The sequence below is a fragment of the Kineosporia sp. A_224 genome, assembly GCF_002198655.1.
In the GTDB taxonomy this organism is placed as follows: Bacteria; Actinomycetota; Actinomycetes; order Actinomycetales; family Kineosporiaceae; genus R-H-3.
On the sequence record NZ_MWLN01000178.1, the window covers coordinates 24,579 to 48,685 of the forward strand.

Consider the following 24,107-nt stretch of genomic DNA (forward strand, 5'->3'; position numbering starts at 1 on the left):
CGGACCGGGTCAGAGCCCGAGCCACTCCCGGATCGAGGCGCCGTGCTCGTCGAGCACCGGCGGCGCGAGGTGCGCCGTCCGGGTCACCTCGGCGTCGTCGGAGAAGAACCGCAGCGGCGGCCCGGGGATCCGCAGCGCGCCGAGGGTCGCGTGGTCGACGTCGACGACGAGGCCCTGGGAGAGCGTCTGGTCCCACGTGTAGACCTCGTCGAGGGTCCGGACCCGGCCGGCCGGGACGCCGATCTCGGCGAGCCGGGGGAGCAGGTCGGCGCTGTCCCAGCCGGCGAACACGGCCTCGATCGCGGCGATGACCTGCTCGCGGTGCGCGACCCGCTCGGCGTTCGTCGCCATCCCGGCGGCGTCCGGGTCGAGGCCGAAGCCGGTGCACAGCCGCTTCCACAGGCCCTCGCTGCCGACCGAGATCTGCACGGCGCCGTCGCGGCAGTGGAACAGCCCGTAGGGGCAGATCGAGGGGTGGTGGTTGCCCTGCGCCTGCCCGACCTCGCCGGCGACCGTGTACCGGGTGCCCTGGAAGGCGTGGACGCCCACGATCGAGGCGAGCAGGGACGTCCGGACGACCTGCCCGCGGCCCGTCCGCTCGCGATCGAGCAGCGCCGCGAGGACGCCGTACGCGCCGTACATCCCGGCGAGCAGGTCTGCGATCGGGACGCCGACGCGCTGCGGGTCGCCGGGGTCCGAGCCGGTGAGCGACATGAGGCCGCCCTCGCCCTGGGCGATCTGGTCGTAGCCCGCGCGGCCGCCCTCGGGGCCGTCGTGCCCGAAGCCGCTCACCGAGAGGATCACCAGGCGCGGGTTGAGCTCGTGCAGCCGTGCGACGTCGAAGCCGAGCCGGTCGAGCACCCCGGTGCGGAAGTTCTCCAGCAGGACGTCGGCCCGCTCGACGAGCCGGGCGAGCACCTCGCGCCCGTCCTCGGACTTGAGGTCGAGCGCGATCGACTCCTTGTTGCGGTTGCAGGACAGGAAGTACGTGGACTCGCGGGCGCCCTCTGCCGGGTCGACGAACGGCGGGCCCCAGCCACGGGTGTCGTCGCCGGTGCCCGGGGTCTCGACCTTGAGCACCCGTGCCCCGAGGTCACCGAGCATCATCGCGGCGTGCGGTCCGGCGAGGGCGCGCGTGAGGTCGACGACGACGGTGCCGGCGAGCGGGCCGGCGGAGGGCTGCGGGTCGGTCATGGCCGCCACCCTAGGGCGGCGGCGGCCGGGTCCGACCGGCCGGTCGGGCGGTGCCGGGCAGCCTGGACCCGCCCGTCGGGCGACCTACAGGCCCTGCTGCCAGGCGGCGATCCGCTCGAGCGCCTCGGCGACGACGTCCGGCGCCGGCGCGAAGGACAGCCGCACCCAGTCCCGGCCGTCGGTCCCGTCGAAGTCCGTGCCCGGCGTGAGGGCGACACCGGCCTCGTCGAGGAGCCGGGCGCACCAGGTCACGGAGTCGAGCCCGCTCGCCGAGACGTCCGCGTAGACGTAGAACGCGCCGTCCGCGGGGGCCGCCCGGTGCCACCCGAGGCCGGGCAGCCGGTCGAGCACGAGCTGCCGCGAGCCCGCGTAGCCGCGGACGTTCGCCTCCGCCTCGGCGTACGACGCGTCGGTGAACGCCTCGACCGCGGCGTGCTGCGCGAGCGTCGGCGGGCAGAGGGCGAGGTTGCCCGCGAGCGCGTCGACCCCGGGCACGAGGTCGTCGGGCAGCACGAGCCAGCCGAGCCGCCAGCCGGTCATCGCCCAGTACTTCGAGAACGAGCTGACGACGAGGGCGCCGCGGTCGGTCGCGCCCGCGGCCGTCGGGGCACCGGCCCCCGGCACCGCGCCGCCGGGGCCGTACGTGATGCCGTGGTAGATCTCGTCGCTGACGAGCCGGACGTCGTGCGCGGCGCACCACCCGACGAGGTCCTCGAGGGCGCGGGCGTCGACGAGCGTGCCGGTCGGGTTCGCCGGGCCCGCGACGACCAGGCCCTGCACCGGCCGGTCGAGCGCCTCGAGCTGCTCCACCGTCGGGCGCCAGCGGGTGTCCGGCCCGCACGGCAGCTCGACGACCTCGCACCCGAGCGAGGCGAGGATGTTGCGGTACGCGGGGTAGCCGGGGCGGGCGATCGCGACCCGGTCGCCGGCGTCGAACGCCGCGAGGAACGCCAGGAGGAACCCGCCGGACGACCCCGTCGTCACCGCGATCCGGCGCGGGTCGACGTCCACGCCGTACCAGCGGCGGTAGTGCCCGGCGAGCCGCTCGCGCAGCGCCGGGACGCCGAGCGCTTCGGTGTAGCCGAGCGGCCCGGCGCCGAGCAGCTCGGCGGCCCGGCGCCGCACGGCCGTCGGCGCGGCGGACGACGGCTCGCCGACGCAGAGGTTGAGCACCTTCTGCCCGGCGGCGCGGCGGGCGTTCGCCGCGGCGATGATCTCCATGACGGTGAACGGGGGCACCGCCGAGCGTCTCGAGGCCTGCATGCGGCTCATCCTGCCGCTCGCGCCGACCGGACGGCGCGCAGCCGGTCGTGGCTAAGGCTGCTCGCCGTCCGCGGCCGCGGCGGTCTGCCGCGCCGCGTAGTGCGCCGCGCGCGCGTCGTCCCCCTGCGCGCGGAAGATCGCCTCGAGCTCCTCGAAGACGTACGGGTCGGGCTCGCCGTCGGCGTCCCACTCGGCCTCGAGCCGCAGCTGTACCGCCTTCGCGTCGTCGAGCCGCCCGAGGTGCCGCAGCGCGGACGCGACCATCCACTCGGCGATCCGGGTGCGCGTCGGGTCGCCGAGCGGGCGCACGAGGTCGAGCGCGCGCTCGTAGTCCGCGAGCGACTCCTCGTGCCGGTCGAGCTGCCCGAGGGCGATGCCGCGGTTGTTCCGCAGGGTCGCCTCCCAGCGACGGGCGTCCGGCTCGTCGGAGGCGAGGGCGACCTCGAGCCCGACGTCGGCCCAGCGGACGCCGGCCTCGGGCGTCGGGTCGGCGAACGCGAGCATGTGGACGGCGTCGACGACGAGCCCGTCGAGCCCGCCAGCCGTCGCGACGGCGATGCACCGCTCGAAGGCCGCCCGCGCAGCGGCCCGGACCTCGTCCGTCTGCGACGCCGGTTCGTGCGTGGCGGAGGAGTACGTGCGGCCCAGCTCGAGCCAGTAGTACGCCGTGGCCCGGGGCCCCGCGGCGTCGAGGTGCGGCTCGACCCCGGCGAGCACGGCCCGTGCGGTGTCGAAGTCCCGGGCCAGCCCGTGGGTGCGCGCGACCTGGGTGCGCAGCACGAGGGCGTCGTCGCCGGTGGCCTCCTCGAGGGCGGCCTCGAAACGGGCGCGGGAGCCTCCGGGGTCACGGAAGTCCCAGAGGGCGCGGACGTCGGTCGTCATCGCGCCAGGGTAGTGATCCACTCCGAGAGGCCGTCCGACCGGGACGCCCGTGGAACAATGATCATGATCGGCTCGTGCTCAGGATCCCATGATGTGGAACTGTGAAGGGCTGCTGGACACAACTGACCCGCCGGTCAGTCCAGGGTGTGGACGGCGGGGAGGCGTGGCCGTTACCGTCCGCTCGGGGCGCCTCGACGAGGAGACGCCCGCCCCGATGAAGGATGCTGACATGGCCTTCCCCTCGGACCTGCAGATCGCGCAGGCTGCGACCCTCAAGCCCCTGCCCGACATCGCGGAGCAGATGGGCATCCCGACCCACCTGCTCGAGCCGCACGGCGACAGCGTGGCGAAGATCCGCCTCGAGGCCATCGACGAGATGGCCGATCGCCCGCGGGCCAAGTACGTCGTCGTCTCGGCGATCACGCCGACCCCGCTCGGCGAGGGCAAGACGACGACGACCGTCGGCCTCGGGCAGGCCTTCAAGCACATCGGCAAGCGCGCCACGATCGCGATCCGGCAGCCCTCGATGGGCCCGACGTTCGGCATCAAGGGCGGCGCGGCCGGCGGCGGGTACAGCCAGGTCGTCCCCATGGAGCTGCTCAACCTGCACCTGACCGGCGACTTCCACGCCGTGACCGCCGCGCACAACCTGCTCTCCGCGATCGTCGACAACCACCTCTACCACGGCAACGCGGCCGGCCTCGACGACCACAACATCACCTGGCGGCGGGTGCTCGACGTCAACGACCGGGCGCTGCGCAACATCATCGTGGGCCTCGGCACCCGGGCGGACGGCGTCCCGCGGCAGACCGGCTTCGACATCACGGCGGCGTCCGAGGTGATGGCGCTGCTGTCGCTGTCGTCGTCGCTCGCCGACCTCAAGGCCCGCCTCGAGCGCATCGTCGTCGGTTACACCCGGGCCGGCGAGCCGGTCACGGCCAAGGACCTCCAGGCCGCCGGGGCGATGGCCGCGATCCTGCGCGAGGCGGTCAAGCCGAACCTGCTGCAGACCCTCGAGCACACGCCTGTGCTCGTCCACGCCGGCCCGTTCGGCAACATCGCGACGGGCAACTCCTCCGTGCTCGCCGACCTCATCGGGATCCGCTCCGGCGACTACCTCATCACCGAGGCCGGCTTCGGCGCCGACATGGGCGCCGAGCGGTTCTTCAACATCAAGTGCCGGGTCTCCGGGATCACCCCCGACGCGGCCGTCGTCGTCGCGACCGTGCGCGCGCTCAAGGCGCACTCGGGCAAGTACAAGGTCGTCGCCGGCCGGCCGCTGCCGCCCGAGATGCTCGCCGAGAACCCGGACGACGTCCTGGCCGGCGCGGCCAACCTTCGCAAGCAGATCGAGAACATCCGGCTCCACGGCGTCTCGCCGGTCGTCGCGATCAACGCCTTCCCGACCGACCACCCGTCGGAGTGGGCGGCGATCGCCGAGGTCGCGGCCTCGGCCGGTGCCCGGTCCGCGGTCTGCAAGCACTTCTCCGAGGGCGGCGCCGGTGCGATCGAGCTCGCCGAGGCGGTGGCCGAGGCGGCGAACGAGGCGTCGACGTTCGAGGTGCTCTACCCGGACGACGTCCCGCTGCGCACCAAGATCGAGACGATCGCGACGAAGGTCTACGGCGCGGACGGCGTCGACTACTCGCCGGTCGCGTCGAACCAGCTGGACTCCTACGAGCGCAACGGGTTCGGCCACCTTCCGGTGTGCATGGCGAAGACCCACCTCTCGATCTCGTCGGACTCCAAGCTGCTCGGTGCGCCGACCGGCTGGCGGCTGCCGGTCCGGGAGGTGCGGGCATCGGTCGGTGCGGGGTTCGTCTACGCGATCTGCGGCGACATGCGGACGATGCCGGGCCTGGGGACGAAGCCGGCGGCGTTCGGGATCGACCTCGACGAGAACGGTGAGATCGTCGGCCTCTCGTGACCCGCGGCGCTGGGGGCGTCAGGTCTACCGGCGCCGGTGCAGCGTGAGGGCACCGGTGTCGGTGTAGGACACCTCGTCCTGCATCGTCAGCCACCGCGGGCGGTGCACCGTGCTCTCCCACGCCGAGTTCTCCCAGACGAGGCGCAGCCGCAGCCGCAGGCTCGTCGCCGACCCGGCGCGGGCGAGCAGGTCTGCGACGTCCGCCTGCGAGGACAGCTCGAAGCCGCCGTCGACCCGGCGCACGGTCAGCGGGAGCGGGACGACGTCCCCCGTCCGGTCGCTCACGGCGTCCAGTGCGAGCACGGCGTCGTCCAGCGTCGCGGCGCGGCTGCGGCCGCTCACCTCGAGCGTGGCCCGGAGCTCGAGCCGCCGCGACCGCCGCCCGGCGGCCGCGGCGGACCGCGCGCGCCCCCAGCGCCGCACGAGCGGCACCCGGTCCAGCGACCGGGGCACCCGCACCCGCCGTCCGGTGCCGAGCGAGTGGACGACGAGCCGGACGCCCTCGAGGGTCGTGCGTCGGGGCCGGGCCTCGACGACGGCATGGAGCACGTGCGCCCAGTCCTCGAGGAACGCGGCCGGGCCGTGCCGGCCCGCGGTCGCCCGGGCCCCGGCGCTGACCCGTGCCAGCAGCCCGGGGTCGCGGGCGAGCGCGACGAGCCGGTCGGCCATCGCGGCGCGGTCGCCTGCCGGCACGACCCAGCCGTCGAGCCCGTCGGTGACCTGTTCGCGCGGGCCGTACTTGACGTCGTACGCGACGACCGGGCAGCCGCGCGCCATGCTCTCGAGCGTCGCGAGCGGGTAGCCCTCCAGCCGGCTCGTCATGACGAAGGCGGTCGCGGTGAACAGGTGGTCGCGGGCCTGCGGGTCGTGGCCGCGCAGGACGACGTGGCCGCCGAGCCCGAGTGCCTCGATCTCCGCCTCGATCTCGGGGCGCGTCGGCCCTTCGCCGTAGATGTCGAGCCGGGCCGCCGGCTCCCGGGCGACGACGAGCGCGAAGACCCGGACCGCCTCGACGAGGTCCTTCTGCGGCGACAGCCGCGCGACGACCGCGAAGCGGCACCGTTCCCGGGCCGGGGCCGGCACCCGCACCGGCGCGGCCTCGACCGGGTTCGGCACGACGTGCAGGTTGCTGCGGGCGCCGCAGCGGGCCGCGACGTCGGCGCGCTGCCGGTGGGTCAGCGTCACGAGGGCGTCGAGGTGCTCGAGCGAGTCCAGCAGCGGGCCGTACCCGGGCTGTGCGGGGGACGACCAGTGCCGCGGGGCGCACACGTGGACGTTGTGCATGAGGTGCAGGACGTGGAACCGCTCGTCGTCGAACGGGACGACGTGCGCGAGCGCGAACCGGCTGTCGCTGATGACGAACGCGCGCTCGTCCGGGGCCACCAGGCTGCGCAGCCAGTCCTGCCGCCAGGCCCGCTGGTCGGCCCACCGCCGCACGACGTCCCCGTGCTCGTCGACCAGGACGACGCCGCGGACCGGGCTGTCGGAGGGCTCCCCCGCGGTGGTCCGGAGGAAGACCGAGCCGTCGGCACGCAGGTACTCGTGCACGGCGTCCGCGTGGCTGCTCGGGTGCACGAGGCGCCGCCGGTACGCAGCGCCGTCGTCCGCGTGGTCGTACCTCGTCTCGAAGCCCGGCAGCGGTTCGAGGGGTCCGTGCGTCCCGCGCGGGACGGGGCCGGCGTGGTCCTCGTAGAGGTTGCGCAGCGTCACCGGAGAGGCGAGCTGGCCGGCCGCGGTGAGCCGCTCGCGCGTGCGCGGGTAGTGCGGGCGCGGGTCGAAGGTGACGATCGTCGGCGCCACCCCGCCGTGCGCTGCGAAGAGCCGGTTGCGCATGAGGAGCGCGCGCGTCTGGCCGCCCGTCGTGGCGGTCACCATGCCGCTCAGCGACAGGTAGCGGCCCTGCGGCAGCGAGAAGGACCCGGGCGGAGCAACCGGTCTGCCCCGCGGCCCCCCACGGGCGTCTTCCATGGATCGATCATGCCGACGCAGGGGGACCGGCCGCCAGTTGTCCCATCGGGCTACGACCCGGTCGCCGCAGCACGCGCGGCGCGAGAACGGCGGCGCGGCACCCCCTCGGGGGTGCCGCGCCGTCGCCGGACCGTGCGGGGCCGACCGTCAGGCCTTGCCCCAGATGTCGTCGATCGCCCGGACGGCGTCCTCGGTCTTCGGCTTGTGGTCGAAGTCGATGACGATGCTGTAGGCGCTGAAGGTGTCGCTCGTGCGCCAGCACATGAGCATCGTCGGGCGGACCTTGGCGGTGCCGGCCTCGGTGAGCTTGAAGTTCTGCGTGCAGCGCGCGTCGCCGACCTTCGTGCCCTTGTCGGCCGGCCACTTCAGCTCGAGCTTGCCGGTGAGGTCCGCCCGGGCCGCGACGACGCGGATCGTCTTGCGGGCCTTGGCGGAGCCGTACTGGCGGCCGATGACGGTGGCGCCGCCGACGGCGGCCTGCGCCTTCTCCTGCCAGGCCGGCTGGCTGCTGAAGTCCTGCGCCTGCGGGGCCGCGGCGAGGCCGCCGACCTTGTCCGGGACGGCGACGGACGCCTTGGTGTCCGCGGACGGCTTGTGGTCGAAGACGCCGGCGTACCAGACGGCGCCCGCGCCGCCCGCGACGACGGCGAGGACCGCCGCGCCCGCGGCGGCGGCGCGCCCGATCCGGCGGCCGCGGCGCGGGCGTCGGCCCCGCGACGGGACGATGTCGGCGACAGCGGTGCGCTCGTCGTGCTGGATTGCCATGGTTCCTCCGGGATGCGGCCGAACGGGTCCGTGCGCGCCCACTCGGGTGAGCGCTGCTTGGGGTGTCTTCGGGACGCCCGCCGGGAACCTTGAGCCGCCGGGACGAACGACGACGGCCCGGGCCAACAGGCCCGGGCCGCCGCTCACTCCTCGGTCAGGTCATGACCGCGTCGTGGGATCGTCCGTCAGTACGGGGCGACCGTGAAGGTCGAACCGCTGCTGATGATCGACTCGCTGTAGTCCACGTTGTTCACGACCGCGTCGACCTGACCGTCGTTGACGACCGTGATCGTGTAGACGCCGTCGGCGATCGCCGGGTCACCGGACTGGTTGTACTTGTCCGCCGTGTTCAGCGTGCAGATGAGCTCGGTGTCGCTGACCACGAGGACGTTCACGCACTCGCCGGCCTCGGCGAGCGTCTTGGCGCTCGAGTTGTCCGTCGAGTCGTAGTCGCCCTGGACGATGAAGACGTGGGCACCGGCGTCCGCAGGCGCCGTACCGTCGGTCTTGAAGACGCCACCGGAGACGGCACCCGCGAAGTCGAGGCCGGAGAAGCCGACGCCCTGGATGTCGAGGTCGGTCGCCGCGGTCGCGGTCGGCGTCGTGTTCGGCGTGACGATGATGCCGTTGGTGTACGTGTACGCCGCGGCCTTCGTCGCGGTGCCACCGGTCGTGGTGACCGACAGGGACATGGCCGAGCCGGCCGCCTGCGGCGGGACGGTGGCCGTGAACGTCGTGCCGCTGGCGACCGTGATGCCGGTCAGCGCGACCGAGCCGATCTTCGCCGTGAGGCCGGTGATGAAGTTCGTGCCCGTGACGGTGACGGTGCCGCCGCCGAGGGCCGGGCCGCTCGCCGGGGCGATCGGGCTGACCGCGAGCGTCGGCTTCGCGGCGATGGAGTAGGCGGCGCTCGCCGAGAGCAGGCTCGTCGTGGTGTTCGAGCCCGGGTAGACGCAGACGAGCCAGTTGGCCGACGTCGCGCTGCCCTGGAGGGCGACCGTGCTCGGGACCGTGATGGCGACCTTCGTCGACGAGAGGATCTTCGGCGTCGCGAGGACGATACCGGCGGTCGAGGTGACCGCGACGGCCGCGGAGTACGCGGCGGAGCAGGCGGTCGTCGCCGTCGCCTTGTACTGGAACGAGACGAGCGTGCCCGTGAAGAACTTGGCGGCGGTCGTCGTCATCGTCAGCGTGTTGAGGCCGCCGGACGGGCCGGACGTGGCGCTCAGCGTGCCGGCGACGGCAGCGGCGGACGCCGGGCCGGCGCCGATGCCGGTGGCGAGCGCGGCGAGGCCGACGGCGGCGATCGCGCCGATGGCCGTGCGCCGCGAGCGGCGGGTGGTGAGCTTCATGCGGTGTGTCTCCTCCGTGAGATGACTGACGGGGTCTTCGTGACCCCGGAGTGGGGACCGAGCCATACCCCTCGGCGGTCTGTATCGACCCGGGGTCCGGAGGCATGACGTGCCGGGGACCGACATCACGCGATCGGTCCAACGGGCCGGGCGCGCGGTCACCGTCCGCGACCGCGCCGAGGTGGTCCCGGCCGCGGGGAACGTGCTGTACCGGGGCGTCCGGCGCGAAACGGACGTCGCGGGTGGCCACGTGTCACGGCCCTCCTCGTCCGGCTGCGCCGTCCGGGTGAGGGCTGCGCCGTCCGGATCACCCGCGAGCGCTCAGGAACCGGGGGAGGGCTGTCGAAGAAGTCCTCGGCCGCGTCCACGGCCGCCCGGCCGCACGGTGCGGCCGCCTCTCGACGGCATGGAGAAAGAGATGACGACGCCCGTGACCTCCCCGCTGCGCTACGTCCTGTCCGCCACGGCCCTGACGGTCGGGACGACGCTGCGCCTGGCCGTCGTCTCGGACGACCGCGGCGGGCACCTCGAGCCCGAGGTCGTGGTGAGCCTCGGCTCGCTCGCGCGGGTCCGGCCGGTGGCCTCCGCCCAGTCGGTGCCGGTCGAGGTCGGCTCCCCGGCCTGGACCGTCCCCGGCAGCCTGCGCCGCGTCTTCGACAAGGCGCACCCGCGGACGGCGGCGCTCGCGGCCGACCTCGCGGCGCGCGCGGAGCAGTTCCTCGCGGGCCTGCGGATGAGCGAGGACCTCTCCGAGGTCGTGACGATCGGGCAGGCCCTCGAGGTCGTCCACCGCGAGCTCGCCGCCGCCGACCGGATGCGCCGCGAGTGGGTCGCCGGGCAGGGGCACGACGTGCGGACGTCGACGTGGGACCTCGGCGCCGACGACCTGCTCCCCGTCGAGGGCGCGCCCCGCACGCTCCCGGCCGGCACCGCCCTGCCGAGCGAGACCGCGGACGCGCTCGCCCGGGAGTACGGCGTCCTCGTGGCGCTGACCGGGGGCGAGTCCGACAGTGCACTGGGCGGCTCGGCCGTCGCCGTCTACCGCCGCCCGCCGGCCGGCCTGCCGGAGGGCGCGACCGCGGTCGCGGACGACGTGTGGCGCCGCGACGACGCGCTCTCCCACCTGCAGCTCATCGAGACCTCCGGCGCGCACCCCGTGGCGCCGGGCGTCGTCCCGGCGCCGCGGGCCCCGGAGGACCGCTGGGTCGGCTCCGGGCACGTGCCGTCGGCGCCGGCCCCGGAGGCCGCGCTCGCCGCGGTCGAGATCGCCCGCACCCAGCTCGAGCTGCTCCAGGGCTCCGACGAGTACGCGCGCCTCGCGGCGACCCACCACCGCGCCGAGGAGCTCGTCGCGCTCGAGCACGAGGCCCGGCTCGCGGACGGCCGCACCCGCCGCGCCTGAGCCCCGCCCGTTCAGCGCCTCTGAGGTAGATCGCCGTCTATACGCACGGCGATCTACCTCAGAGGAGATCGAGCGGAGCTCAGAGGTAGTCGTACACGCAGGCGCTCGCCCCGTCGGGCGCGAGCCGGGCATAGCCCGGTCCGCGGTCGAAGAACGGGGCGGGCGCCTGCGCGGCGTCCCGGGTCGTGCGCCGCCCGGCGCGCAGCGCGTCGGACGCCACGACGTCCACCACCGGTGCGCCGTCGTCACCGCGGACGACGACCACGCCGTAGTCCTCGCGTGCGCCGGCGTCCGACACCTTGCCCCAGAGCACGTCCCGCGCCACCTCGTCGTACGGCCGGTCCAGCGGGTCGCCCCAGCCGCCGCCGCCCGTCGTCCGGATCCTGACGACCTCGCCGGCCCGGACCGGCTCGGCGTCGGTGAGGGCGTCGACCTCGCGCTCGTGCGGGCCGCCCGGGTCGATCGTCACCTGGAACGGACGCCCCGCCCTCCCGCCCGCGACCCCCCAGCACGACAGGATCGACCGGTCGGCGATCGACATGAACGAGGCGTCGCGGAGCATCCGGACGTGCTTCTCGTAGCCGAGGCCGCCGCGGTGCCGGCCGGGGCCGCCGGAGTCGACGGCGAGCCCGAGCCGCTCGACCCGCAGCGGGAACCGGCTCTCGCTGAACTCGGTGGGGATGTTCCGTGAGTCCGGGACGACGTGGATCGTGTCCTCGCCGTCCGCGTAGTAGCGCCCGCCCGAGCCGCCGCCGAGCACCTCGCGCATGAGGTAGTGCCGGCCGTCCGCGTCGTGGCCGTGGACCCCGGTGTACCGGATCGTCTCCTGGTCGGCGGGCATCCTTCCCGCCGTCGCCTTCGCGAGCACCCCGGCGAGGACGCCCAGCAGGCGCAGGATGACGAACGTGCGGGCGTTCGTCGGCGCCGGGAAGACCGGGGTCAGCAGCGTGCCCTTGGGCGGGAACCGCATCTCCACCAGCGGGACGACGCCCTCGTTGACGTCGAGCTCGGCCATCCGCTCCGGGGTGTCGGCGAGGTTGCGCAGGATCGGGGCGAGCCACTTGACGAGGAAGTTGCCGTCCGCGTAGTCGCCGCAGTGGTTGATCGGGCCCTTCGCCTGCGGCGCGGTGCCGGTGAAGTCGATGACGAGCTTCGGGCCGCCGCCGGGCAGCACGGGGTCCGGCCCGCCCGTCGAGGTCTTCGTCAGCGTGATGCGCTGGGTGTGCAGCCGGGGCTCGTCGACGCCGTCGTGCTCGGCGTAGTCCTCCCAGACGTACTCGCCGTCCGGGATCTTCGAGAGGATCTCGCGCTGGTAGGTCCGGGTCGTCTTCGCGAGCACCTCGTCGAAGCACGCCTCGACGACGTCCCGCCCGTACCGGTCGAAGAGCTCGCCGAGCCGGCGGGCGCCCATGAGGCACGCCGAGCACTCGGCGTCGAGGTCGGCCGCGAGCGAGTCCGGCATCCGGGAGTTGCGGGTCATGATCCGCAGCGCCGCCTGGTTGGGGACGCCCTGGTCCCACAGCCGGATCGGCGGCACCATGAGCCCCTCCTCGAAGACGGACGTCGCGCCGCTCGGCATCGAGCCCGGGCAGGCGCCGCCGATGTCGTCGTGGTGGCCGAACGCCTGGACGAACGCGACGACCTCGGGACCGTTCCCGCTGTCGTGGAAGACCGGCACCGTGACGCACAGGTCCGGCAGGTGGCCGATGCCGCCCTCGGACTCGTAGACGTCGTTGTGGAAGAACACGTCGCCGGGCCGCATCGTCGTGAGCGGGAAGTCGCGCGCCACCGGGTGCACGAGTGCGCTGTACGAGCGGCCCGTGAGCTTGCGCAGGCGCGCGTCGTGGATCCCGGCGCGGAAGTCGTGGGCGTCCCGGATCATCGGGCTGCGCGAGGTGCGGCCGATCGCGGTCTCGACCTCCTTCTCGACGCTCGCGAGCGTGCCCTCGACGATCTCGACGAGGATCGGGTCGGCGGTGACGGGCCCGGAGACCTCTTCCGTTGCAACGGGTTCGCCTGTTCCTGTGCGCCGCAGCACGAGGTTGCCGTAGCCGTCGACCGTCGCCGCGAACCCGGGGTGCACCGGCAGCGTCGAGCCGAACTCCTCGACGACGGCGGGCCCGGTGACGACGTCGCCCGGCAGCAGGTCCGGGCGCCAGAACACCGGTGCGTCGTCGTGCGCGGCGTCGAAGACGACCCGGCGGGCGCCGCTGCGGGCCCGGGCGGCGTCCGGGGTGCCGGTCGCGGCCCGCTCGGTGAGTGCCGGGCGCTCGATCGGGCCGACCCCGGTGACCCGCAGGTTGACCCACTCGACGCTCTGGTCGGCGCGGCCCGCGAACGAGTAGCCGTAGAGCCGCTCGTGCGCCGCGTGGAAGGCCGCGACGACGTCGGCCGCGAAGCCGGCGTCGACCGGGCCGGACGGCGCGGGCACCCGCACCTCGTAGGCCTGGCCGGTGTAGCGCAGGTCCGCCGTCCGGGCGAGCCGCTGCTCCGCGGGCGAGAACCCCTCTGCTGCAAGGGCCTGCGCAGCCTGGCCCTCCAGGTCGGCGAGGACGTCGGCCACCCGGACGAGGTCGAGCGCGTCGTCGCGCTGCACCGCCGTCCGGACGTGGTCGGTCCGCACGTCGACCGTGAGCAGGCCGAACGCCGAGACGTTGCCCGGGTCCGGCGGGACGACGACCCCGGCGAGGCCGAGGATGTCGACGAGCCGGCAGGCGAGCAGCGAGCCCGAGCCGCCGAACGTCACGAGCATGAAGTCCCGGACGTCGAGGCCGCGCTTGACGCTGATCTGCCGCAACGCGTTCGCCTGGTTCCACGCCGAGATCTCGAGGATGCCTCGGGCGCACTCCTCCAGGCCCAGCCCCAGCTTCGCCGCGAGCGCCGAGACCCCCTCGCGCGCCGCGTCGACGTCGAGCGGGATCTCGCCGCCGAGCAGGTGCGGGGGGATCCGGCCGAGCACCAGGTGGGCGTCGGTGATCGTCGGCTCGGTGCCGCCCTTGCGGTAGCAGATCGGCCCCGGGGCGGCGCCGGCGCTGCGCGGCCCGACCTTGAGCGTGCCCTCCGCGGAGAGCCACGCGACCGAGCCGCCGCCCGCGCCGACCGTGACGACGTCGATCATCGGGATCCGGCTCGGGTACGCGCCGACGGTGCCCTCGGTCGTGATCGTCGGCTCACCGTCGAGGACGACGGAGACGTCCGTCGACGTGCCGCCGCCGTCGCAGGTGAGGACCTTGTCGTAGCCGGCGGTCCGGGCGATGAGCGCGGCGCCGAGCGCGCCGGCCGCGGGCCCGGAGAGCACCGTCGTGATCGGCTGGTGGACGATCTCGGCCGCGGAGAGCACGCCGCCGTTCGACTTCATGACGGCGAAGGGCACCGGGCCGCGCGGGTCGTCCGCGGCGCGCAGCCCGGCGAGCCGCTCGGCGATGCCCGCGACGTAGCGGGCGACCCGCGGCTTGACCGCGGCGTCCACGAGCGTCGTCATGCTCCGCTCGTACTCCCGGTACTCGCGCAGGACGTCGCTGCTGATCGACACCACGGCGTCCGGGTGCTCGGCGGCGAGGACGTCGCGCATCGCCCGCTCGTGCGAGGGGTCGGCGTAGGAGTGCAGGAAGCAGACGCCGATCGTCGTCACGCCCTGCGCCCGGAACGCCCGGGCGACCGCGACCGCCTCGTCGCGGTCGAAGGGCTCGACCTGCGCGCCGGTGACGTCGAGCCGGCCGCCGACGGTCCGAACGAGGTCGGCGGGGACGATCCGCGGCGGCTTCACCCAGAAGTAGCTGTTGCCGTAGCCGTCGGGCACGGACTGCCGGGCGATCTCGAGGATGAACTCGTAGCCCCGGGTCGTCACGAACCCCAGCCGCTCGACCTTGCCCTCGAGGAGGTGGTTCGTCGCGACCGTCGTCCCGTGCGAGACCGACGCGACCTCGCCGGGCGCCGCGGACATCAGGGCGAGGATCTTCTCGACCCCGGTGAGGAAGCCCACCGCCGGGTCGGACGGCGTCGACGGGGTCTTCGTCGTCACGAGCCGGCCGGTGCGCTCGTCGAAGCCGACGACGTCCGTGAACGTGCCGCCGGTGTCGACGCCGATCCTGATCCCGGGCTGCCGCTTCGCCATGGCCTCCATTGAAGACGGCGGTTCCGGTCCGCTCCCCGGCACAACATGCCAACCGTGCCCTCGCGTGTTGGGCCATGTCCGAACCCGGCGGGCCCCGTGCCCGCATCCCCCGTACGGGCGGTTCCCACATGTATCGTGCCGGGCCGGACAACCGGCGCGGCGGGCGGCGCGTCATCGGTCCGTCCCCCTGCCGACGGCGGGCGGGACGGCACGAGCCAGGAGGCCTGCCATGACGACCCTGCGGACCCGAACCGGCACCATGCTCGTCGCGCTCGGCGCGGCGGCGCTGTTGATCTCCGGGTGCGGGGGCGGCGGCTCGGATAGCGTGACCGGCGTGACGACGACCCCCGGGGCGGACGGCGGCACCACGTCCGCCGGGCCCGAGCCGACGACCGACAGTGGGACCGCCGCGGGCGACGAGACCGGCACCGCCGACGGCACCCCGGCGCCCGACGCCGCGCCCGCCGAACCGGCACCGACCGGCACCGACCCGGTGACCGACCCGGCCGGCCCGACGGCCCCGGCCGCCGTCCTGGCCAACATCCGCTGGTCAGACCGCGGCACCTACGACCGCCTCGTCCTCGACTTCACGGGACCCTTCGGCGGGTACCAGGTGCAGTACGTCGACAGCCTCACCGAGGACCCGACCGGCGACCCGGTCGAGGTCGCGGGCGGCGCCGTCCTTGCGGTGAGCATCCAGGGCGCGACCCGGAACAACGCCTTCCAGACGAGCGACACGACCCCGCTGCAGACCTACGGCGGTCCGGCACGGGTGGCCCCGGGCCTGCCGAACCTCAAGGAGGTCGCCGACGCCGGCGACTTCGAGGCGGTGCTGACGTTCGGGGTCGGCCTCGACCACAAGGCCGGCTTCAAGGTCATGCACCTCACGGGTCCGGAGCGGCTCGTCATCGACGTCGCGCACTGACGGACGACGTCACTCCGTCGCCGGGACCGGGTACCTGCGGGCGGACGCGATCCCGACGACGACCAGAGCGTCGCCCGGCCCGTCGAACCGGAGGTCGACGACGCGTGGCACCGCGGCGACAAGGACCGTCTCGCGGCGCGCGACGTCCCAGATCCTGAGCACGGCATCGTCCACGACGGTCGCTGCCCGGCGGGCGTCGTCCGACACGGCGACGGCCGTGACCAGGTCCTGGTGCGGCAGCATCCCGTCGCACTTGCCCCGGGCGAGGTCCCACAGGCGGACGCCGGGCCCCTCGACCCAGAGCACGAGCCGCCCGTCCGGTGTCGCGACGAGGGGACAGGGGGCGAGGTCGTGCTGCGCCGCCGAGAGGTGCACGCGTGGTCCCTCGACCCCGGGGCTCCACCGGCAGACGTGCCGGCGCAGGTCGGGCCGCAGGCCGCGCAGGCCCGCCCAGAAAGGCTCGTCGGTGACGTGCGCCGTGACGACGTCTCCTTCCGCAGCGGGCAGGGCCGCGCAGGTCGACGTCGCGAGCGGGCCGCGACGTCCCGGGGTCGTCACGCGCAGAGTCGTGCGCACCTCGCCGGTGCGTGCGTCGCGCAGCGCGGGGTCCCCGCCGGCGAGCACGAGGACCTGCTCGTCGTCGACGTAGAAGCCCTGGGCGCGGGGCGCCTGGTCGACGACCTTGCCGACGACGAAGTGCGTCTCGCCGTCCGGGCCGACCGCATGGACGAACGTGCTCCCGACGAGCAGTCGCTGCCGCAGGTCCGGGCGCAGGTCGACGACGGCCCCCTTGGCGGCTCCCCGACCCACCGGCGGTGGGAGACGCCCGATCGTCCCGCCCGTCACAGCGTCCACGACCACCGTGTCCTTGCCGTCGGCGAGGCTGACCACGCCTCGCTCGGTGACCCCGAGGAGCACGCCTCGCCCGGAGGCGCCCCAGGGTGCTTCCCCTGACTCCAGATCGAACAGCGCGATGCCGTGCGACGCCGCTGCGAACGACAGGAGCACCTGCCGTGCGCCCGGCAGGACGACGGCGTCGTCGACCGGTTCGGGGAGGGCCCACTCGCGGAACTCGGCGGCCACCGAGCCCTGCCCGGGATGCCCTGTGATCTGCGCGGCCCGGCTCTGTCGCGGGTCGGGCCTACGCGCCCGGACCACTTCGAGCACGGCGTGGCAGAGCCCGATCGCAGAGCACACCAGGACGGCGACGACGACAGCACGGACACTCGACCGCGGCGGCTCCAGGATCATGGAGGCAGCCACGACCGCGGCCGACGCGCCCCAGAAGGTGAGGACCTGCACGAGGGTCCTGCGCAGCTCCAGCGCCCGGGCGCTGCGCGCGACCCGCCGGACGTCGCCCGACGTGTCGGTCGGAGGCGGTGGCGTCCCCCACGGATCAGGCTCGGTCACGGGACCACACGTCCTTGTCGGGTCGGGGCCGGCCGCGCGCCGGCCGGCCCGAGGTCGTAGACCATGATCACCGGCCCGGCGGGGTGGACGGAACGGGACCTGCCTCCCCCGCACGGCTGCGAACGTTCCCCGCGCTCGAAGGGCTGTCTCGCGGCTGCGCAGGTACCGTCAGGAGATGTCGACCATCGCTGCGGTGCGCGGGGCCCTGCCGGGGAACGTCCACGCCCAGGCGGACATCACGGAGGTGCTCGCCGAGGTCGTGCTCCGCGACGACGCCAAGGCGGAGAAGCGTGCGCTGCTGCGGCGGGTGCACGCCTCGGCCGGGGTCAGCACGCGGCACCTGGCCCTGCCGCTTCAGGAGTACCTCACGCTCTCCGGATTCGGGGCCGCGAACGACGCGTTCATCGAGGTCGGCACGACGCTCGGCGAGAGGTGCATCGGTGACGCGCTCGCGGCGTGCGGACTCGCGCCGTCCGACGTCGACCTCATCGTCTCGACGTCGGTCACCGGGATCGCGGCCCCGAGCATCGACGCGCGGCTCGTCGCCCGGCTCGGCCTGCGGGACGACGTCAAGCGGGTGCCGGTGTTCGGGCTCGGCTGCGTCGCCGGGGCCGCCGGGATCGCCCGGCTGCACGACTACCTCGTCGGGCACCCGGACGGCGTCGCCGTGCTGCTGTCCGTCGAGCTGTGCTCGCTGACCTTCCAGCGGGACGACGACTCGACGGCGAACCTCGTCGCCACCGGCCTGTTCGGGGACGGTGCGGCGGCCGTCGTCATGGTCGGCGCGCAGCACCCGCTCGCCGGCTCCGGGCCGCGCGTGGTCGACACCCGCAGCCGGATGTACCCGGACACCGAGCGGGTCATGGGCTGGGACATCGGGGGCAGCGGGTTCCGGATCGTCCTCGCCGCGACCGTGGCCGACGTCGTCGAGAAGTACCTGCGCGACGACGTCGACGCCTTCCTCGGGGGGCACGGGGTCGCGGTCGCGGACGTCGCGACCTGGGTCGCGCACCCGGGCGGGCCCAAGGTGATCGAGGCGATCGTCCGGGCGCTCGAGGTCGACCCCGGAGCGCTCGACGTGACCCGCCGCAGCCTCGCCGCGATCGGCAACCTCTCCTCGTCGTCCGTGCTCCACGTGCTGCAGGGGACCCTCGCCGAGGGCGGGCTCGCGCCCGGGACCACCGGGGTGCTGCTGGCGATGGGGCCCGGGTTCTGCGCCGAGCTGGTGCTGCTCGAGGGCTGAGCGCCGGCCCGTGCGCTGCGGCGTGCGCTGATCGCCGCTAGCGTGCCGGGCGTGAGCAGCCAGGTCTGGTACGTCGCCCTCGTGCTGCTCGTCGTGGCCGCCCGGCTCGTCGAGCTCGCGGTCGCGCAGCGGCACCTCGCGTGGGCCCGCGCGGCCGGCGGCGTCGAGTTCGGCGCCCGGCACTACCCGGTCATGGTGCTGCTCCACAGCGCGTTCCTCGTCGGCTGCCTCGTCGAGGTGCCGCTCGCCGACCGGCCGTTCCTGCCGTGGCTGGGCTGGCCCATGCTCGCCGTCCTCGGCGCCGCGCACGCGCTGCGCTGGTGGTGCATCACGAGCCTGGGCAACCAGTGGAACACCCGCGTGCTCGTCGTCCCCGGGCTGCCGCTCGTGACCCGCGGGCCGTACCGGTGGCTCAGCCACCCGAACTACGTCGCGGTCGTCGCGGAGATCGTCGCGCTGCCGCTCGTGCACACGGCGTGGGTCACGGCGCTCGTCTTCACGGTGGCGAACGCCGCCCTGCTCGTCGTCCGGATCCGGGTCGAGAACGCCGCGCTGGCGACCGCGGCCGGCGGACCGGACCACTGACCGGACCGCGGGCGAGCTGCCACCGGTCGCCGCGCGGCCCGCGGGCGGCGACGATGGCCGGGTGGACGTCGACCTGCTCGTCGTCGGTGGCGGGCCGATCGGCCTGGGCACCGCGGTCGAGGCCGCGCGCGCCGGCATGTCCGTCGCGCTCGTCGAGCGCCGCGAGGGCCCGGTCGACAAGGCGTGCGGCGAGGGGCTCATGCCGGCCGCGCGGACGTCGCTGCACCGGCTCGGCGTCGAGCCGGACGGCGTCGAGTTCCGTGGCATCCGCTACCTCGCCCGCGGCCGCGAGGCCACCGCGCTGTTCTCCGCGGGCCCCGGCCTCGGCGTCCGGCGGACGACGCTGTCGGCCGCGCTCGGCGCCCGCGCCGACGCGCTGGGGGTCAAGCGGGTCCGGGCGAACGCCGCGCCCCCGGTGACCGGCCCCGGCTGGGTCGAGGCGGCCGGGGTCCGGGCCCGCTGGTTCGTCGCGGCCGACGGCCTGCACTCGCCCGTGCGGCGCGCGCTCGGGCTCGACGTCCCGGCCCGCGGCGCCGTCCGGTACGGGCTTCGCCGGCACTACCGGGTCGCCCCGTGGAGCGACCTCGTCGAGGTGCACTGGGCCGACGACGCCGAGGCCTACGTGACCCCGGTCGCCGAGGACCTCGTCGGGGTCGCGGTCCTGTGCCCGGGCGGCGGGTCGTACGACACCTGGCTCGCCCGCTTCCCGGCGCTCGCCGATCGTCTCGCGGGCGCGGAACCGGCGTCCGACGTCCGCGGCGCCGGGCCGCTGCGCCGGACGGCGGCCCGCCGGGTGCAGGGCCGGGTGCTGCTCGTCGGGGACGCGGCCGGGTACGTCGACGCGCTCACCGGCGAGGGGATCTCGGTCGGCCTCGCGTGCGCCCGCGAGCTCGTCGCCTGCCTCGTCGCGGACCGGCCGCAGGACTACGAGGCCGCGTGGCGGCGGACGACACGGCGGTACCGGGTGCTCACCGGCGGGCTGCTGCGGGCCGCGCAGCGGCCGGCGCTGCGGCGGGCGATCGTGCCCGCGGCGTCCCGGCTGCCGCGGGTCTTCCGGGGGATCGTCGACCAGCTCGGGTAGGTGTGAACGATCACCCGGCGCCCTGCACGGGGCCGTCCGGCGGGATCCGGGACGAAGGTCTCAGGGGTACGCGTCCCGGATGCCGACAGTGGTGCGGTGAGTCTGCACAGCCACGCCGTCCCGCGGACGACGCACACGATGAACCTGGACCAGGTCGCCGAGATCAACGAGCGCCTCTCGACGACCAGCGTCTCGACGTCCGACGTGGGCCTGGGGTCGCCTGCGGGCGTCCTCGCCGAGATCGTCCTCGAGGGCTCGCCGACCTTCGGCTACCTCTGGGCCCGGCTGCGGGCCGGCGGCCAGGAGGCCGGCCGGGTGCTCCTGCACACCGACCAGCTCACGGCGATCAGCCGGGCGCTGCACCTGCCGCACCACCACTGGGGCCTGTGAGCCGCGACCGGTGATCCCGACGAGTCGACCCGATCCGCGGTCGGCGCCCGGGATCCGGTCGACGACTGCGGATCAGCGCTCAGAAGAGCGTGTCCCGGTGCTGCTCGGGCGGCTCGGGCTCGGCGGCGCGGGGCGCCGGCGCGCCGGTGCGTGACGCACTGCGCGAGCCGTTCGTGGAGCCGTTGGAGCCGTTGGAGCCGTTGGAGCCCGCCGCGGCCGTGCCCGCCGCCGGCACGAGCCCGTCGAGCCCCGGCGGCAGGTCGCCGTGGTGGAGGACGGTGAGCCGCTGGGTGGGGCGGGTCAGCGCGACGTAGAGGTCGTTGACCCCGCGCGCCGACTGGGCGACGACCGCGGCGGGGTCGACGACCGTCACGCCGTCGTACTCCAGACCCTTGGCCTCGTCGACGGTGACGACCTCGACCCGGTCGGCGAGCGGCCCTGCGAGCAGTGCCCGCAACGCGGCCGGGAAAGCCTCGTAGCCTTCGCGCGGGACGACGACGGCGAACCGGCCGCCGTCGAGCACCGCGTCGTCCGCCCGTACCGCGTGCGACGCCGACGCGACGACGGCGTCCGCCTCCCGCGACGGCAGCAGGACGGCGAGCGGGTCGTGGTCGCCCTCGCGCGCTGCGTTCGGCGGGGCGACCTTGATCCCGTACGCCTCGAGCAGCGCGGTCGCGACCGCCATGACCCGGGCCGGCGTCCGGTAGTTCACGGTGAGCTGCTCGAGCACCCAGCGGTCGGCGCCGATGTGGTCGTCGAGGACCTCGGCCCAGGACGTCGTCCCGGCCGCGGAGCCGGTCTGCGCCACGTCCCCGACGACGGTCATCGAGCGCGACGGGACCCGCCGCGCGAGCAGCCGCCACTGCATCGGCGAGAGCTCCTGGGCCTCGTCGACGACGGCGTGCCCGAACGCCCACGTGCGGTCGTCGCGGGCGCGGTCGGCGAGCGGGCCGACGCCCGGGCCGCCGGCGAACCGGTCGGCGAGCATCTCGGGCGTGAGCATCTCGGCGGCCTCGCCGGCGGTGCCGAGCACCTGCTTGGCGAACTCGAGCGCCTCGGCGCGCTCGGTGGCGGCCATCGCCGCGGCCCGCCGGGCGGCGTCGGTCACCGCGACGTCGGCGCCGAGCAGCTCGGCGGCCTCGTCGAGCAGCGGGACGTCCCCGGGCGTCCACGGCGCGAGCGGCCCGCGCAGCAGCAGGGCCTGCTCGCGCTCGGAGAGGATCCCGTCGGCGGCGAGCGCGAGCCGGTCGGGGCGGGTGAGCAGCTCGGTGACGACGCCGGTCGCCGACAGCGGCAGCCACAGCAGGTTGACCTCGCGCCGGACGTCCGCGTGGGTGCGCAGCTCCTCGAGCAGCGCACCGCGCTCCTCGGCCTCGCCGCCGACCCCGCGGGCGGTCGCGAGCTGGCCGGCGAGGTCGTCGAGCAGGTGCCGGACGAAGGTGACCCGGGCCTCGTTGTGCGGCTTGCCGGACTGCCGGGCCCGGCCGCGGGCGTCGGCGACGACGCGCGGGCGCAGCTCCACGACGTCCCCGTCGACGTCGAGCGGCACCGGCCGGACGAGCCGCCGCTGCCGCCGCCGGACCGCAGCCTTGACGACCTCGGCCATCCGCAGGTCGCCCTTGACGACGGCGACGTCGGCACGGTCCCGGCCGGTCGCGTCGACGCCCGGGAACAGCTGCCCCGGGGTCGACAGGACGACCCCGGTCTCGCCGAGGCTCGGCAGGACCTGCTCGATGTACCGCAGGAAGACCGGGCTGGGGCCGACGACGAGGACACCGCTGCGGGCGATCCGGTCCCGGTGCGTGTAGAGCAGGTAGGCGGCGCGGTGCAGCGCGACGGCGGTCTTGCCGGTCCCCGGCCCGCCCTGGACGACGAGCACCCCGGCGAGCGGCGCCCGGACGACCCGGTCCTGCTCGGACTGCAGCGTCGCGACGATGTCCTTCATCCGGCCCGTGCGGTGCGCCGTGAGCGCCGACATCAGCGCGCCCTCGCCGGTGATCGTCGCGAGGTCGGCCCCGGCGGCGACGGCCTCCTCGAGGCCCTCGGCGTCGAGGACCTCGTCGTCGAGACCGCTGACGGTCCGGCCGCGCAGCGCGATGTGCCGGCGCCGGACGACGTCCTGCGGCTGGGCGGCGGTCGCCTGGTAGAAGGCGGACGCCGCCGGCGCCCGCCAGTCGAGGAGGAGCTGAGCCCGGTCGTCGTCCGACAGCCCGATCCGGCCGACGTACCGGCTCTCGCCGGTGCGCAGGTCCAGGCGCCCGAAGGCGAGCCGCTCCTCGACGGCACCGAGCTGGCGGAGCCGCTCGGTGTGGAGGGCGTCGAAGGCGTCCCGCTCGGCGCGGCCGCCGGGCGTCGGGACGACGGGGGCGCGCCGGACCTGCTCCAGCGAGCGCGCCGTGCGCTCGCGGAGCCCGTCGAGGTGGTCGTACAGCCGGTCGACGTACGCCTGCTCCCGGGTCGCCTCGCGGTCGAGGTCGCGGTGCAGGTCTGCGGTGCTCAGCGCGTCCTCCCCGGGGGCGTCGGAGCCGGAGCGGCCCGGGCGGTGCGACCGCACGGACCGCGGAACAGCGGCATCCAAGTATGGGCGACGGGCCGCCGGAGCGCGACGGCGGGGGCGGTAGGAGCACCCGGGCGGCCCACCGGGGCCGGTGCACGCACCGGAGCTCGTCAGTTCACGTTGCCCAGGTACCGGGGGCGGTCGCCCTGCGGGGTCGTCAGCCAGTGCGCGACCGCCTTCGGCCACAGCGGCTCACGATCCAGTCCGTCCAGCGCGACCCAGGCGATCCCCGTCTGGTGGAGGTCCCCGACGCCGTCGAACCGCGGCTCGGCACCCGGGGCGAGGTCGCAGAAGAAGAACGCCTCCCGTTGGTGGAACCAGCCGTCGTGCTCGGCGAACTCGTGGTCGGCGCCGATGTAGTCACGCAGGAAGGCGAGCTCACCCACGACCACGTCGCAGCCGATCTCCTCACGGCATTCCCGGCGCAGCCCTGCGTGGGCGTCCTCGCCGTGGTCCTGACCGCCGCCCGGGCAGAGGTAGAAGGTGGGGAAGTCCCCCGAGTTGACGGTCACGAGCAGTCGGCCGTCACGGATGATGAGCGCCTTGTTGGCCACCCGGATGGTCGGGGCCGCCCCGAGGCGGACCGGCGCGGCATGCGCGGCGCGCCCCGCTTCGTCGGTCACCGCGGCATCGTCGCACGCGCGGCGGGTCGGTCGCAGGCTGCGGGCGGAGCACCCGGGCGGACCACTGGGGCCAGCAGGAGTGCGCGGCGCGGGCGGCGTCCGCTGGGATGTGGGTCGGGCGTCCGTCGGGACGCCGACCGGGTCTGCCGGGCGGGACGAGGAGGTCGACCGTGCGCGCGATGGTCTACGACAGGTACGGCGGGCCCGAGCGGCTGCGCCTCGCGGACGTGCCCGCGCCCGAGCCCGGCCGGGGCGAGGTGCTCGTCCGCGTGACCGCCTGCTCGGTGAACCTCTCGGACTGGGAGTACCTCACCGGCAGCCCGGCCTACGCGCGGCTGGCCGGGCTGCGCCGGCCCCGGGCCGGCCGGCGGGTCCTGGGGTCGGACGTCGTCGGGCAGGTCGTCCGGCTCGGCGAGGGCGTCGGGG

Annotated in this window: 18 protein-coding genes; 8 read left to right on the forward strand and 10 right to left on the reverse strand. The window is 75.0% G+C overall.

The annotated features are described in order from the left end of the window. Positions 1–9 precede the first annotated feature (9 nt). From EDJALFJO_RS17950 to EDJALFJO_RS17960, 3 genes are all read right to left on the reverse strand, one after another. Positions 10–1,194, reverse strand: coding sequence for a CaiB/BaiF CoA-transferase family protein (locus EDJALFJO_RS17950; protein WP_088287734.1), 1,185 nt, complete (start codon positions 1,192–1,194; stop codon positions 10–12). 84 nt (positions 1,195–1,278) lie between these two features. Continuing rightward, positions 1,279–2,457 (reverse strand): pyridoxal phosphate-dependent aminotransferase, encoded by a 1,179-nt coding sequence (locus tag EDJALFJO_RS17955; protein ID WP_088287687.1) that lies wholly within the window; start codon positions 2,455–2,457, stop codon positions 1,279–1,281. Positions 2,458–2,508: 51 nt separating this feature from the next. After that, positions 2,509–3,339, reverse strand: a complete 831-nt coding sequence (locus EDJALFJO_RS17960) for a tetratricopeptide repeat protein (RefSeq protein ID WP_088287688.1) — start codon at positions 3,337–3,339, stop codon at positions 2,509–2,511. Between the two features lie 229 nt (positions 3,340–3,568). On the opposite strand from EDJALFJO_RS17960, the gene EDJALFJO_RS17965 reads away from it, so the two are divergent. Next, positions 3,569–5,266 (forward strand): formate--tetrahydrofolate ligase, encoded by a 1,698-nt coding sequence (locus EDJALFJO_RS17965; protein ID WP_088287689.1) that lies wholly within the window; start codon positions 3,569–3,571, stop codon positions 5,264–5,266. A 24-nt stretch (positions 5,267–5,290) separates the two neighbouring features. Here EDJALFJO_RS17965 and EDJALFJO_RS17970 read toward each other — a convergent pair whose 3' ends face one another. The 3 genes from EDJALFJO_RS17970 to EDJALFJO_RS17980 all read right to left on the reverse strand — a co-directional run bounded on the left by EDJALFJO_RS17970 (position 5,291) and on the right by EDJALFJO_RS17980 (position 9,351). After that, positions 5,291–7,234: a glycosyltransferase gene (locus EDJALFJO_RS17970; protein ID WP_088287690.1), complete on the reverse strand. Its 1,944-nt coding sequence runs from the start codon at positions 7,232–7,234 to the stop codon at positions 5,291–5,293. Positions 7,235–7,381: 147 nt separating this feature from the next. Continuing rightward, complete coding sequence (locus tag EDJALFJO_RS34420) at positions 7,382–7,999, reverse strand: hypothetical protein (RefSeq protein ID WP_088287691.1); 618 nt, start codon at positions 7,997–7,999, stop codon at positions 7,382–7,384. Positions 8,000–8,184: 185 nt separating this feature from the next. Further along, a complete protein-coding gene (locus EDJALFJO_RS17980) occupies positions 8,185–9,351 on the reverse strand; it encodes an IPT/TIG domain-containing protein (RefSeq protein ID WP_088287692.1) in 1,167 nt (388 codons plus the stop codon). Between the two features lie 418 nt (positions 9,352–9,769). Between EDJALFJO_RS17980 and EDJALFJO_RS17985 the strand changes: the two genes are divergently transcribed. Next, positions 9,770–10,753: a hypothetical protein gene (locus tag EDJALFJO_RS17985; protein ID WP_088287693.1), complete on the forward strand. Its 984-nt coding sequence runs from the start codon at positions 9,770–9,772 to the stop codon at positions 10,751–10,753. Positions 10,754–10,832: 79 nt separating this feature from the next. Here EDJALFJO_RS17985 and EDJALFJO_RS35055 read toward each other — a convergent pair whose 3' ends face one another. Next, positions 10,833–14,867, reverse strand: coding sequence for a hydantoinase B/oxoprolinase family protein (locus EDJALFJO_RS35055; RefSeq protein WP_198950413.1), 4,035 nt, complete (start codon positions 14,865–14,867; stop codon positions 10,833–10,835). A 229-nt stretch (positions 14,868–15,096) separates the two neighbouring features. On the opposite strand from EDJALFJO_RS35055, the gene EDJALFJO_RS17995 reads away from it, so the two are divergent. Next, on the forward strand, positions 15,097–15,792 hold the full coding sequence (locus EDJALFJO_RS17995) for a hypothetical protein (protein ID WP_088287694.1): 696 nt from the start codon (positions 15,097–15,099) through the stop codon (positions 15,790–15,792). Between the two features lie 9 nt (positions 15,793–15,801). Here EDJALFJO_RS17995 and EDJALFJO_RS18000 read toward each other — a convergent pair whose 3' ends face one another. Next, complete coding sequence (locus EDJALFJO_RS18000) at positions 15,802–17,202, reverse strand: WD40 repeat domain-containing protein (RefSeq protein WP_088287695.1); 1,401 nt, start codon at positions 17,200–17,202, stop codon at positions 15,802–15,804. 175 nt (positions 17,203–17,377) lie between these two features. Here EDJALFJO_RS18000 and EDJALFJO_RS18005 point away from each other — a divergent pair, with 175 nt between their 5' ends. The 4 genes from EDJALFJO_RS18005 (at position 17,378) to EDJALFJO_RS18020 (ending at position 20,501) form a co-directional block, all read left to right on the forward strand. After that, complete coding sequence (locus EDJALFJO_RS18005; protein ID WP_088287696.1) at positions 17,378–18,445, forward strand: type III polyketide synthase; 1,068 nt, start codon at positions 17,378–17,380, stop codon at positions 18,443–18,445. A 51-nt stretch (positions 18,446–18,496) separates the two neighbouring features. Next, positions 18,497–19,030: an isoprenylcysteine carboxyl methyltransferase family protein gene (locus EDJALFJO_RS18010; RefSeq protein WP_088287697.1), complete on the forward strand. Its 534-nt coding sequence runs from the start codon at positions 18,497–18,499 to the stop codon at positions 19,028–19,030. Positions 19,031–19,091: 61 nt separating this feature from the next. Continuing rightward, a complete protein-coding gene (locus EDJALFJO_RS18015) occupies positions 19,092–20,111 on the forward strand; it encodes an NAD(P)/FAD-dependent oxidoreductase (RefSeq protein WP_233149930.1) in 1,020 nt (339 codons plus the stop codon). A gap of 96 nt (positions 20,112–20,207) precedes the next feature. Next, positions 20,208–20,501, forward strand: a complete 294-nt coding sequence (locus EDJALFJO_RS18020) for a hypothetical protein (RefSeq protein WP_088287698.1) — start codon at positions 20,208–20,210, stop codon at positions 20,499–20,501. 79 nt (positions 20,502–20,580) lie between these two features. On the opposite strand, the gene EDJALFJO_RS18025 is transcribed toward EDJALFJO_RS18020, so the two are convergent. Beyond that, positions 20,581–23,055, reverse strand: coding sequence for an ATP-binding domain-containing protein (locus tag EDJALFJO_RS18025; protein WP_233149931.1), 2,475 nt, complete (start codon positions 23,053–23,055; stop codon positions 20,581–20,583). A 113-nt stretch (positions 23,056–23,168) separates the two neighbouring features. After that, complete coding sequence (locus tag EDJALFJO_RS18030; RefSeq protein ID WP_158220472.1) at positions 23,169–23,681, reverse strand: NUDIX domain-containing protein; 513 nt, start codon at positions 23,679–23,681, stop codon at positions 23,169–23,171. A gap of 179 nt (positions 23,682–23,860) precedes the next feature. Here EDJALFJO_RS18030 and EDJALFJO_RS36480 point away from each other — a divergent pair. Beyond that, on the forward strand, positions 23,861–24,107 hold a 247-nt coding region (locus tag EDJALFJO_RS36480), incomplete at its 3' end, for an alcohol dehydrogenase catalytic domain-containing protein (RefSeq protein WP_369812553.1).